8 protein-coding genes are annotated in these 12,454 nt (G+C 68.3%); 3 read left to right on the forward strand and 5 right to left on the reverse strand.

Annotation, left to right across the window (positions count from 1 at the left end):
• The first annotated feature begins 19 nt into the window (after window positions 1-19).
• Entirely contained in the window at window positions 20-307 is a 288-nt protein-coding gene (locus I5803_RS10305; RefSeq protein ID WP_196986277.1) for a DUF6916 family protein, read from the forward strand.
• Here the strand turns inward: I5803_RS10305 and I5803_RS10310 are convergent.
• The 4 genes from I5803_RS10310 to I5803_RS10325 are packed head-to-tail and all read right to left on the reverse strand — an operon-like array spanning window position 218 to window position 2,323.
• On the reverse strand, window positions 218-781 hold the full coding sequence (locus I5803_RS10310) for a GNAT family N-acetyltransferase (protein ID WP_196986278.1): 564 nt from the start codon (window positions 779-781) through the stop codon (window positions 218-220). The two genes, I5803_RS10305 and I5803_RS10310, sit on opposite strands and share 90 nt — an antisense overlap.
• A gap of 3 nt (window positions 782-784) precedes the next feature.
• Window positions 785-1,288, reverse strand: a complete 504-nt coding sequence (locus I5803_RS10315; RefSeq protein WP_196986279.1) for a phage tail protein — start codon at window positions 1,286-1,288, stop codon at window positions 785-787.
• 2 nt (window positions 1,289-1,290) lie between these two features.
• A complete protein-coding gene (locus tag I5803_RS10320; RefSeq protein ID WP_196986280.1) occupies window positions 1,291-1,809 on the reverse strand; it encodes a phage tail protein in 519 nt (172 codons plus the stop codon).
• Between the two features lie 13 nt (window positions 1,810-1,822).
• Complete coding sequence (locus tag I5803_RS10325; protein ID WP_231402382.1) at window positions 1,823-2,323, reverse strand: phage tail protein; 501 nt, start codon at window positions 2,321-2,323, stop codon at window positions 1,823-1,825.
• A gap of 299 nt (window positions 2,324-2,622) precedes the next feature.
• Between I5803_RS10325 and I5803_RS10330 the strand changes: the two genes are divergently transcribed.
• Both I5803_RS10330 and I5803_RS10335 read left to right on the forward strand, forming a co-directional pair.
• On the forward strand, window positions 2,623-10,371 hold the full coding sequence (locus tag I5803_RS10330; RefSeq protein ID WP_196986281.1) for a hypothetical protein: 7,749 nt from the start codon (window positions 2,623-2,625) through the stop codon (window positions 10,369-10,371).
• A gap of 62 nt (window positions 10,372-10,433) precedes the next feature.
• Window positions 10,434-10,799: a hypothetical protein gene (locus I5803_RS10335; protein WP_196986282.1), complete on the forward strand. Its 366-nt coding sequence runs from the start codon at window positions 10,434-10,436 to the stop codon at window positions 10,797-10,799.
• Here the strand turns inward: I5803_RS10335 and I5803_RS10340 are convergent.
• Window positions 10,753-12,450 carry a response regulator gene (locus tag I5803_RS10340; protein WP_196986283.1) on the reverse strand — a complete coding sequence of 566 codons (1,698 nt, stop codon included), beginning with the start codon at window positions 12,448-12,450 and terminating at the stop codon, window positions 10,753-10,755. The genes I5803_RS10335 and I5803_RS10340 overlap by 47 nt on opposite strands.
• Between the last annotated feature and the right edge of the window lie 4 nt (window positions 12,451-12,454).

A 12,454-nucleotide genomic window follows, 5' to 3' on the forward strand; every position in this document is an offset into this window, starting at 1 on the left:
CGTGCAATCAAGCGAAACGATGATCCAAGAACTGACCCGCCGGGACTTCACCGGACTCGAGCCCGCGAGCATCGCGGTGGACCACCAGGGCAACCGCCTCGCCCTGAGCGTCGTGGAAACGCGCGACCTCCCGCCGATCTCGCCGCGGGCTCACCCCTTTGCCGTGATCCTGTCGGGTCCGCCCGCGCCGGTGCTGGCGCAAGGGGTCCATGCGCTGCTACATCCGCAGCGCGGAAGGCTCGAATTGTTCATGGTCCCCGTCGGGCGCGACGCGCACGCCGCCTCCTACGAAATCGTCTTCAACTGACACCGGGCGCCGCATGAAGTGGTAGACGCCCCGCGTCTCCACGTGCAGGAAGCCGAGCCGCACGTAGAGGCGGATCGCGGGATTGAAAGGCTCCACGTGCAGCGTGATCGCAAGCCTGTTCCTGTCCGCGTGGGAAATGAGCATCCGCATGAGCGCTGTGCCTGCGCCCTCGTTGCGGCAACCAGGCACCAGCGTCACGTCCATGATGCGCAATTCACCCGGCGTTTGCGCGAGGTAGAGTCGTCCGGCAGGCACGCCGTCCCGCACGACGAGCCACCACTGCGCGGTCGGGTAGTGCTGGAGGTAGTGCGCGTGCTGCTTGCAGAACTGGTCGTTCAGGAAGGCACGCTTGCGCTCCTCCGGCCACGGAACCGGCGCCAGTTCCGCCGCGCGTGACTGCGCGTACAGCTCGCTCAGGAAGCCGAGGTCTGCGTCCGTGCGCGGACGCAGCGCAAAGCCTGGAGGAAGATCCAAAGGCTAGGTGGCCGACGGATAGATGCCCTGGATCGCAATGCAGAAATTCAGCGCCAGGAAGGGCTGCATGTTGACGTGGGCCTGGCCGCCGCCGACGTTCGACACGCACCCGGGATCCATCGCCGTCAGGTTGGTGGGGGCGCGATACATGTCGATCACGGTCTGCGCCAGCAATTCCGACGACTCGGGAACATCGACGCTTGCGGCGTCGCTGGTCCCCTGCAGCACGTGGGTATGTTCGGGGAGTTCTTCGGTGACGAGCGTGTGGTCCTGCTCACCCCCGCTCTCGCCGAGCACGTGGCCGCCACCTACGTGCAGGGGCGCGGCGCCTTGCAGGTTGGGCAGGCCGAAGCTCGTGGTGCCGTCGCCGCCGAAGGTGGAACCGAGCAGCTTGAACAACGCCTGGTTCTGGCTGATGGGCATCAATTGCCCGTTGCACTGGGCCCAGCCCCTGGGCGCGTAGCCGAAGCTCATGAGACGGATTTCGGACAGGAAAGGTTCGGCCATGGTCAGCTCCGTGGGGGGAATACGCCCTGCAGGGCGATGCAAAAGTACAAGGTGAGATACGGCTGCATGTTGTTGTGCGCCTGGCCGCCTCCGGTGAGCGCCAGCGCCTGCGGCGCGGCAGCCACCACCGTGGCGCCCGGCTCGGGCGCGAAGATGTTGTTGCCTGAGCCGGGGGACAGCGTCCCGGGATTGAGGTTGTCCGCCGCGCGCACGCTCGCGTTCAGGCCGTGCGAGTGCACCGGCATCTCCGACTGGAGCAGGGTCACCGTCTCGCTGCCGCCGGATTCGCCCAGCGGGTGCTGCGACAGGCCCGGCCCCTGGCCCGCGTGCATGGGCACCTTGCCTTGCAGGTTGGGCAGGGCGAAGGTGGACTTGCCGTCGCCGCCATAGGTCGTGCCGATGAGCGCGAAGAGGGCCGTGTTCTGCGACGGCGGGAGCATCTGGCCATCGCACCAGGCCCAGCCCTGGGGTGCGTAGTTGAAAGGAAAGATGCGGATTTCCGAAATGAAAGGATCGGCCATGAACTCTCGCTGCTCAGGAGGGTGTCGGGTAAAGCCCCGACAGGGAAATGATGAATTGCACGCACAGGTAAGGCTGGAAGTTGGTATGCGGCTGGCCGCCTCCCACTGGCGTGATGGATGGAGCCGACAGCTGCTGCGCGGTGAACTCGCTCGCATAGGCCTCGGAGGGCGCCCGCCCGAATACCTGGCCGGCAGGCACGCGCCCACTGGCAGGATCCGGGGACGCCTGCAAGCCGTGCGTGTGCGACGGGATGTGGTCGGTGTCGAGCGTCACTTCCTCGGCGCCGCCGGCGTCGCCGACCTTGAAGCCAGCCCCGTTGTGGATGGGAATTCGGCCACGCATGTCCGGCAGGGCGAACGTCGAAACGCCGTCGCCGCCGTATGTGTTGCGTATCACCTGGAACAGCGTTTCGTTTTCAGCGATGGGCAGGATCTGCCCATCGCAGAACATCCAGTCGGCGGGCGCGTAGGTGCCCGCGAACATGCGAATCTCGCCCACATAGGGTTGAGCCATAAGTCTCCCTGATCAATCAAAAGTTAGCGGAGCGCATTCTGCACCAGACAAGGGCGCGCCACGAAATTTTTTGCGCGAATTCATCGCGAACGGAAAAATTCCGCACTTCGTCCTTCGTTGTGATTCCCTCTGGAAATCCCCATTTCCATAAGTAGTGTTGCGCGCGCGAAGAGCGCGTGGGCGTCCAGACGGAAAGCTGTTGTTGCCCTGCAAATCTGCAGTGGCAGGCGTTGAACCATCGCAAACTTCCTACCTATACTTGGCCGCGCGACTCAAAGACACAGGGAAGGATTTCGCGCATGGCTAACCATCGGCCGGTGATCAAGCACGGCAGGTCTTCGACCTATCTGGAAAACGGCGCCGCCAAGGCCATCGACCCCGGGTTGACGCTCGCGGATGCGGACGGCGCAACGCTCTCCGGCGCCACGGTACAAGCCGGCAGCGGCTACGTCCCCGGCGTGGACCTGGTGGGCTTCACGCCCGCGCCGGGCATCAACGGCACCTTCGACGCGTTGTCCGGTACCCTGACCTTCACCGGCACCGCCACGCTCTCGCAGTACGAGGCGCTGCTGCGCTCGGTCACCTACGCCAGCACCTCCGACGACCCGCCGACCCGATCGTTGTCGTTCGCGTTCCAGGTCCACGACGGACAGCCCGACAATGGCGCGAGCGCCGTCTCGCCCCTGCGCGTCAAGATCGCCGCCGTCAACGATGCCCCGCAGCTCACGGCCGCCCCGACGCTCGTCTACACCACCGCGCAGGCACCCGCATTCCTCGACCCGGCCATGGTGCTGTCCGACCCGGACAGCGACATCAAGGGTGCGCGCGTGACCGTTGCCGGCGGCTACGTCATGGGACAGGACGTCCTGTCCGCGACCGGTACGCATGACATCCGTGTACGGTTCGACGCCGCGACCGGCACGCTGACGCTCAAGGGCCAGGGCAGCGCGGCGGCGTACCAGGCCGTGCTGCAAACGGTGACGTACACCAACACGGCGACGGCACCTTCGCTCGATCCGCGAACCATCACGGTCCAGGTCGAAGACAAGGTCAAATCCGATGGCGGCGCACTGGGCAACCTCGCGGTGATCGGCGTGGTGTACGCAGGCCCACCGGTGCTCACCACCTCGGCCGGGCCGGTGGTGTACGCCGAAGGCGGCGCGCCCGTGGTGCTGGATGCGACCCTCACCCTCTCCGACGCCGACGACGCCATGCTCGCCGGCGCGACGGTCACCATCTCGTCGGGCTTCCGGCCGGGCGACGAGCTGGTGTTCGCGGGCGGCGGCTCCATCGCAGGCCACTTCGACGGCGCGGCAGGCGTGCTCACGCTTACCGGTGCGGCCACGGTCGCGAACTACGAGGCGGCGCTGCGCACGGTGCAGTTCGCATCGACCGACGACTCTCCTGGAGTGGGGAAGACCATCACATGGCTCGCCAACGACGGTACCGGCGACAGCAGCCCGGCCATCACCACGATCGCGGTGACACCTGTCAACGACGCGCCGGGCCTCGCCGCGGCGGCCACGCTCGCCTACACGGAGAACGGCACCGCGTCGGTCATCGCGCCGTCTGCGACGGTCGTCGATGTGGACTCCGCCGATTTCAACGGCGGCTCGCTCACTGTGGGGTTCGTCGCCAACGGCACACCCGCAGATCGGCTCGCCATCCTCGACCAGGGCTCGGGCCCCGGAGAGATCGGCATCAGCGGCGGCACCGTGCGCTACGAGGGCGCCGTCATCGGCACCGCCACCGGCGGGAGCAATGGCGGCGACCTCGTCGTCGCCTTCGACAGCGCCGCGGCCACACCCGCGGCCGTGCAGGCGCTCGTGCGCGACATCGCCTTCTCCAACACATCGGACGATCCCTCGACGCTCGCCCGCACCGTGCGTTTCACGGTGTCCGACGGCGACGGCTTTCCGGACGCGGCCACCGATACCGCGACAGTGAATGTGGCAGCGACCAACGACCTGCCCGTGGCCATCGCGGCCTCCGGTGCGAGCTACGTGGAAGACGGAGCCGCGTTCTCCATCGATCCCTTGCTGGCGATCCATGATGCGGATGACGCCGATCTCTCGGGCGCCACGGTCACGATCTCCTCCGGCTTCCAGCCGGGCGACACCCTGGTGTTCGCAGGTGGGGGCGCCATCAGCGGTACCTTCGACGGCGCGACCGGCATGCTGGTGCTCACCGGAACGGACACCCTCGCGAACTGGCAGGCTGCCCTGCGCAGCGTGCAGTTCGTCTCCACGAACGACAGCCCGGTCTCCGCCAAGACCCTCACCTGGACGGTGAACGACGGTTCGGACGACAGCGCCGCCACCGCAACCGCGATCGCCGTGACGCCGGTCAACGACGCGCCCGTGCTCGCCGCGAGCGGCACCCTCGCCTACACGGAGAACGGCGGCGCCGCGTCCGTTTGGCCTTCGGCGACGATCGCGGACCCCGATTCGGCCGACTTCGCCGGCGGCTCGGTCTCGGTGAGTTTCACGGGCAACGGCACCTCTTCGGATCAGCTCACCCTCGTCGACCAAGGCGCGGGTGCCGGGCAGATCGGCGTGAGCGGCGGCATCGTGAGCTACCAGGGTACGGCCATCGGCCTGGTGAGCGGCGGCGCGGGCGGGTCCGACCTCGTCATCACCTTCGACAGCACGGCGGCTACCACCGCGGCCGTGCAGGCGCTGCTGCGCGACATCGCCTTTTCGAACACCTCCGACCATCCTTCCACACTGTCGCGGGCCGTGCTTTTCACCGTCGGCGATGGGGATGGCGGCGCCGGCAGCGCCTCGACCTCGGCGACGATCGACCTCATCGCGGTCAACGACGCGCCTGTGGTCGCCGCGAGCGGCAGCAGCGCGTACACCGAGGGCGGCGGGGCCGTGGCCGTCGATGCGGCGGTCTCCATCGCCGATCCGGACAGCGCCACGTTGGCAAGCGCCACGGTGCAGGTCACCGGCGGCTTCCTCCCGGGAGAAGACGTGCTCGCATTCGCGGGCACCGCCGCGACCGGCAACATCTCGGCCGGCGCATTCGACGCCGCCACCGGGACGCTCGCGCTCACCTCCGCAGGTGCCACCGCCAGCGCGGCGCAGTGGCAGGCGGCGCTGGCGGCCGTCACCTTCGACACCAGCAGCACCTCGCCCGGCGACTCGCGCGTCATCTCGACGCAGGTGAACGACGGCCAGGGCGCGCACAACCTCAGCAACATCGCCGCGCAGGCCATCGCCATCACCGAGGTGAACTCCCGGCCCGTTGTCACGACCAGCGCGGGGCCAGCGGCCTTCGTGGAAGACACGGGCGGCCCGCTCTTGGTGGATGCAGGCCTCGCCGTGACCGACCCGGACACCGGCAGCCTCACCGGTGTGACGGTCCGTATCTCCGCGGGCCTGCAGTCCGCCCAGGACGTACTCGCGTTCACGCCGAGCGGCGCCATCACCGGCGGCTACGACGCCGCAGCGGGGACGTTGACGCTGTCCGGTGCCGGCACGCTCGCCCAATACCGGGCAGCACTGGCGTCCGTCACATACGACAACACCAGCGACACGCCCGACGGCACCACGCGAACGCTGGAGTTCCAGGTGAACGACGGGCAATCCGTCTCCAACCTGAGCCTTGTCGCGACCCGAACGCTCACTGTTGCGGCGAGCAACGACGCGCCGGTGCTCGCCCTGGGCACGACGCTGGCTTACACGGAAAATGATCCGGCCACCGCGATCGCACCGGCGGCTACCGTCGGCGACACCGATTCGGGCGATTTCAATGGCGGCTCGCTCACGGTGGGCTTCACCGCCGCGGGCACGGCCGCGGACCAGCTGGGCGTGATCCACCAGGGCAATTCCGCCGGGCAGATCGGCGTGAGCGGCGCCATTGTTTCCTACGGCGGCAGCGCGATCGGCAGCTACACCGGCGGCGCCAACGGAAGCGCCCTCGTCGTCACCTTCGACAGCGCCACGGCCACCCCTGCCGCGGTGCAGGCACTCGTGCGCGCCATCTCGTTCTCCAACACGTCCGAGAGCCCGTCGACATCGCCACGCACGATCGAATTCACGCTCGTCGACGGCGACGGGGGCAGCGATACCGCTTCGGGCGGCGCGACAGTCCCCGTCGTCTCCGTCAACGACACGCCGGTGGCCACCCACTCGAACTCCACCGCCCTGGCGTACATCGAGAACGACGCCGCGACGGTCATCGACGGCAGCATCGCACTCGCTGACGCCGACAGCACCACGCTCGCAGGCGCCACGGTCGCCATCACCGGAAACTACGCGAGCGGCCAGGATGTTCTCGCCTTCACCCCCGGCGGCGGCATCACGGGCAGCTTCAACGCAGCCACGGGTGAGCTGACCCTGAGCGGCGGTGCGTCGCCCGCCGCCTACGAAACGGCGCTGCACAGCGTCACCTATGCCAACACCAGCGAGGACCCTGCCACCGCAACGCGCACGATCAGCTTCCAGGTGGACGACGGCGCGGGGTTGAACCATGGGAGCAACCCCATCACCCGCGACATCGCCGTCACTTCGGTGAACGACGCGCCCGTGATCGCTTCCGGCAGCACCATCTCCTACACCGAAAACGCATCCGCCACCCTGGTGAGCAGCGGCCTGACGCTCACCGATGCGGAGGGAAGCATGACGGGGGCGACCGTGGCGATCTCGGGCAACTTCGCGTCGGGGCAGGACGTCCTGTCCTTCACCCCCGCCGGCGTGATCACCGGCAGCTTCGATGCGGGCACGGGCGTGCTGACCCTTTCGGGCTCCGCCACCGCGGCGCAATACCAGGCCGCCCTGCGGTCGGTCGCCTACGCGAACACCAGCGACGCCCCCTCCACGGCGGCACGCACCATCAGCTTCCAGGCGACCGACAGCCAGGGCGGCACCAGTGGCGCGGCCACGACCACCGTCAACGTCACCGCGGTCAACGACGCGCCGGTGACGACTGTGCCTGCGAACGCGGCAGTGGGAACGGCTTTCTCCAACACGAGCCTGTCCATCCCCGGCGTGTCGGTGAATGACCCCGATGCAGGCGCAAACCCCATCCAGGCGACGGTCACCGCCGCCAATGGCGGCGTCACGTTCGGCCTGGCGGGCGGTGCAGGCGCGAGCGGGAACGGCACGGGCAGCGTGGTGCTCTCCGGCACGGTGGCGCAGGTCAATGCGGCGCTTGCGTCGATGTCGTACAAGAGCGCCGACGGGTTCACGGGTCCGGACACGCTGTCCGTGTCGGCGAGCGACTTCGCTGCCAGCAGCACCAAGTCCTTCCAGGTGGGCGTGGTCCCGCAGGTGTTCTTCATCGACAACGCGGACACCACCGCGGACACTGGGAACTCGGGCACGGCCGCGGATCCGTTCAACACGGTCGCGTCGTTCAACGCCCTCGCCGCGGACGGTGCCGGCGACTACATCTACCTCCAGTACGGCAGCGCGGGCATCTATTCCGAAGCGGATGGCTTCAACCTGCTGGCCAACCAGCATCTCGTGGGGCAGGGCCAGTCGCTGCAATTCACCAACCCGGTCACGGGACAAGCCGTCACCTTCGTTTCGGGCAGCGTCGCCACCACGCCGACGCTGTCGCTCACCGGCGCCGGCAACCACGGCGTCGACCTGGCGATCGGCAACACGGTCACCGGGCTGAACATCGACACGACGCTCGGCAGCCAGACCGGCATTTCCGACGGCAACGGCACGGTGGGCACGCTGACCGTCAGCGACGTCGACGTGACGGGCATGGGCATGGCCGTCGACATCGACCAGGGCGGCGCGCTCGACGTCGTGATCGACAAGCTGACGTCCACCGGCTCCACGCAGCAAGGCTTGCAACTCGCGGGCACGGCACTCACGGGCAGCTTCGCCGTGACCGCCGGAGGCATCTCCGGCTCGGCGGGTACGGCCTTCCTCGTCGGCGATGGAGCGGGGACGGCAGGCACCGGGGGCAGCGTCGCCATCAATTTCGGCGGCACCGCGAGCAGCACCGGGACGGTGCGCACCGTCGACATCGAAGACCGCGCGGCGGGCGCCGGCTCGATCACGTTGTCGGGCAACCTCACGCACACCAGCGGCAATTCGAGTGGCGTGGTGATCGCCGACATCGCCGGCGGCGCGATCGACTTCGCGGGCGCGCTCGCCATCGACTCCACCGGCAGCGCGGGCATCGCGCTGTCCAATGTGTCCTCGGCCGTCAACTTCACGGGCGGCTCGCTCAGCGTCACGACGAACGGCGCGGCCGGAATCTCCGGCAGCGCGGTCTCGTCCCTCGCCATCCTCGGAAGCGGCAACACGCTCTCATCGACCAACGCAGCCGCCGTTTCCCTCACCGGCGTCGCGATCGCTGCGTCGGGATTGAATTTCAGCAGCATCTCGTCCAGCGGCGGGGCGAACGGCATCATGTTGAACGACACCGGCGCGGCGGGTAGCTTGACCGTCACGGGCACGGGTGCGCCCAACAGTGGCGGCACGATCCAGAACACCACCGCCGACGGCGTATCCGTCACGAGCGGCTCGATCGACCTGGGCTACATGCTGATCCAGAACACCACGGGCGACGGCATCCTCGCGACGAACCTGCTGGGCACCAACACGCTCAGCCACAGCACGGTGACGGGATTCGACGCGGGCGGCACCAAAACCAGCAACGGCTTCACGATCGTCAACAGCGATGCCAACCTGTCCTCGCTGGTCGTTTCCGACACCACGTTCGCCAACGCGGCGACGGCCAACGACGGGATCTTCATGGAGGCGCAAGGTACCTCCGGCATGACGCTGCAGGTCATCGATTCCACCTTCACCGGGCTCGCGGGAGATGGCGTGCAGGTCGATGGCATCACGGGATCCTCCGGCACCGTGCGCATCACGATCTCCGGCTCGCAGTTCAGCAACGCCGCGGCGGGGAACGGCAACGGCGGCGTGTCGCTGAATCCCCTGGGCGACGTGAACTTCATCGCCGACATCAGCGGGAACACGTTCGCCTCCGTCATGAACCCGGTGACGACCAAGCCGGCCATCCACGTCAACTTCACCAACAACCCGACCTTGGGCACCAACGGCGCGGGCAACGTCATCATCTCCAACAACCTCATCGGCCAGGCCGGCCCGCTGTGGACGTCGGGCAACGGTTCCGCCAACGCGGTGCTGGTGCAGACGACGTCCGGTGCCACCCTGACAGCCGCCGTCACGGGCAACGTGATCGACGCGAACACCGGCACCGTGATCGAAGTCCTGCGCCTGCGGGCCATCGGCACCTCGACACTGAATGCCACGGTGACGGGCAACGACATCCAGGACACGGAAACGTCGAATCACGTGGAATTCGACGCCACCGCCGGATTGGGCGCCACGCAAAACGGCACCATCAACCTGAGCATCTCGGGCAACAGCTTCAACGCGGGCGGGGTGATCAAGCTCACCGAGAATTCCATCGGAACGCTCAACCTCACGCAAGCGAACGCAGCGGCGGTGGCCAGTGCCAATGGCGGCGCCACCGTCGCGGTAACGGGTTCGCCCAGCTATGGCCAGGCGGCCCCGCCGGCTGCTTCGACGCCTTCTCTTCCGCTGCTTGCGCACGACCATTTCGGCGAGGGCAACGGCGGCACGCTCAGCCTCGACGAGCTCGGCCCCATCGCTGCCGCCGCCGTGCAGCGCTGGCAAGCCTTGCCGCTCACCGAAGCGCAGTGGGAGACGCTGTCCCACCTGGCCTTCGGGCTCGCCGACATGTCCGGCGCATGGCTCGGCACGTCCGTGGGCAGCAGCCTGGTGCTGATCGACCTCGACGCGGCGGGCCACGGCTGGTGGGTCGATCACTCGCCCCTGGACGACGCGGAGTTTTCCGCCGTCACCGCCACGCATGGCATGGCACCACGCGACGCGGCCGCCGGCCGCCTGGACCTGCTCACCGCGGTGATGCACGAGATCGGCCACGTGCTCGGACTGGACGACGCCTACGCCGGCGCAAGCGCCGACTCGCTGATGTACGGTTACCTGGAATCGGGTGAACGGCGACTGCCGGATGTCCACGACCTGATCGCGCTCATCGGCCTGGACCCGGCAGCGGGCCCCTGACGCAAGCGTAACGCCTCGTTGTTGAGCCACCCGGGCCCACGCACCGCCCTATAGTGCCGCGCATGGCTACTCATCCCATCGATTCGGGCGTCTCCGCCCTCCTGGTCGGCGCAGCGCTCGAGCGCTACGAATCCAGCTGGGACCAGCTGCTCGAAAGCTGGTGCGACCGCGCCCTGTGCCGGGCGGCCGATGCCGAGCTGGACCACATCCGCAAGCTCATCGCTTCGCTGCCGCAGCTGTCGTCGCAGCTCACGGAGCTCGTCATGCGCCATGCGCAGTTGCTGCGCGCGCTGGTGCGGCCGGCGTCCCCGCAGGAGCGAAGGGCGCAGGTCGCGGCATTGAAGCGCAAGCACGCCGACGCGGTGGCCGCGCTGCGCGCGCTCAGCCGTTGCGCTGCGCTTGCGCCAGTTCGCCCAGCAGCTGGGTGAGCGCCGAAGGGTCCACCGGCTTCACGAGGTGGCGGTCGAAGCCCGCTTCGGCCGAGCGGCGCCTGTCGTCGGGCTGGCCCCAGCCGGTCACGGCCACCACGATCACGTCCTTGCCATTGGGCAACTGCCTGATCTGCTTGCAGACTTCGTAGCCGTTCAGCTTGGGCATGCCCAGGTCGATCAGCGCGACACGCGGCTCGAACTTCGCCGCGGCGTCCACCGCGGCTTCGCCATCGTTCACGTGGCGCACGTCATGCCCCAGCATCTCGATCAGCATCGCGAGCGTGTCCGCGGCGTCCACGTTGTCGTCGGCGATCAGCACCTTCATCGGCGCGGCCGCGGCCTCGAGCTGCGCGGCGGTGCGCTTCTCCGGCGGCGGCGCCGCTTCGGCCTCCTGCGCGAGGAGCGGCAAGGTCGCGGTGAACGTGCTGCCCTCCCCGGGGCCGCCGCTGCTCGCGATCAGCGTGCCGCCGTGCATCTCGATCAGGCGCCGCGACAGCGCGAGCCCGATGCCCAGCCCGCCGCGCGAGCGCGTGAGCGCGGTGTCCACCTGCGAGAACATCTCGAACACGCTGTCCAGGCGCTCGGGCGGGATGCCGATGCCGTTGTCGCGGACGGTGATGACGGCGTTGTTCGCCCGGCGCACGGCCGCGACTTCGATGCGGCCCCCGCGCTCGGTGTACTTCGCCGCGTTGTTGAGGAGGTTCATGATGGCCTGCGACAGGCGCATCGGGTCGGCGTCCAGCTCCATGTCCTCGGGCGTCGGCACCATGTGGAATTCGTGCCCGCTCTCGTCGATGAGGGGCCGCGCGATTTCCAGCGCGTCGCGCAGCAGGTCCGCCAGCCGGACCTTGCGGCGCTTGAGGTCGATCTTGCCCTGGTTGATGCGGCTCACATCCATGAGGTCGTCGATGAGGCGGCTCATCACCGTCACCTGGCGGTCGATCAGGTCCGCGGACCACGCGATCCGCTCGGGTTCGAGCCGGGGCATCTGCAGCAGCTGCGCCGCGGTGCGCACGGGCGCGAGCGGGTTGCGCAGCTCGTGCGCGAGCGTCGCGAGGAATTCGTCCTTGCGCCGGTCCGCGTCGCGCAATTGCGATTCGCTCTTCTCCAGGGCCTCCGTGCGCTCCTGCACGCGGCGGTCCAGGCTCTCGTTGAGTTCGGACAGGCGCTCCTGCGCGCGCCGCCGTTCGGACACCTCGAGCGTGAGCGCGCGGTTCGCAACTTCGAGCGCGCGGCCGCGCCGGTAGAGCTCCGCGAACACGGCCACCTTGGAGCGCAGCACGGACGCGTTGATCGGCTTGTGCAGGTAGTCCACCGCGCCGCTGCCGTAGCCCTCGAGGATGTGCTGGTCCTCGTTGTAATAGGCCGTGAGGAAGATGATGGGCACGCTCGCCGTCTTCTTGCGCTGCTTGACCATCATCGCGAGCTCGAAGCCGTTCATGCCCGGCATGCGCACGTCCAGCACCAGCACGGCGAATTCGTGCTGCACCAGGCGCATCAGGGCCTCGTCGCCCGAGCCGGCGCGGATCAGCCGGTAGCTCGGGTCATCCAGGACGGTCTCGAGCACGACGAGGTTCTTGGGCTCGTCGTCGACGATCAGGATGTTCGTCTGCTCCAGGATCGCGGGGACGCCCTCGGTGGGATTCAAATCG

This window comes from Caenimonas aquaedulcis (assembly GCF_015831345.1).
Classification (GTDB): domain Bacteria; phylum Pseudomonadota; class Gammaproteobacteria; order Burkholderiales; family Burkholderiaceae_C; genus Ramlibacter; species Ramlibacter aquaedulcis.